At 54.0% G+C, this 237-nt stretch carries 1 protein-coding gene; it reads left to right on the top strand.

The genetic code is table 11. The annotated features are described in order from the left end of the window. A partial coding sequence (gene cutA, locus EOC06_RS45555; RefSeq protein ID WP_128310212.1) for a divalent cation tolerance protein CutA occupies nucleotides 1-118 on the top strand: 118 nt, incomplete at its 5' end. Between the last annotated feature and the right edge of the window lie 119 nt (nucleotides 119-237).

Below are 237 nucleotides of genomic sequence, written 5' to 3'. Positions count from 1 at the left end.
CGCCCTGCTCAGCCACCTGAAACAACATCACCCGTATCAAACGCCCGAGTTGTTGGTGCTGCCGGTGATGACTGGAGATAAAGACTACCTGTCATGGATCAACGCATCGTTAAACTGATTTTCCTGCTTTGCGGCCTGTGGTTACTGCCGCTAAGCGCACAAGCCTCACTGTTTGGCGGCAACGGCGGTAGCCAGTTTGTGCCCGTCGATCGGGCATTTGCCTTCGATTTTCAGCAA

This window comes from Mesorhizobium sp. M7A.F.Ca.MR.362.00.0.0 (genome assembly GCF_004023175.1).
In the GTDB taxonomy this organism is placed as follows: Bacteria; Pseudomonadota; Alphaproteobacteria; order Rhizobiales; family Rhizobiaceae; genus Mesorhizobium.
The sequence above is the reverse complement of the archived record's forward strand: the minus strand, read 5'-3'. Positions and strand labels throughout refer to the sequence as shown.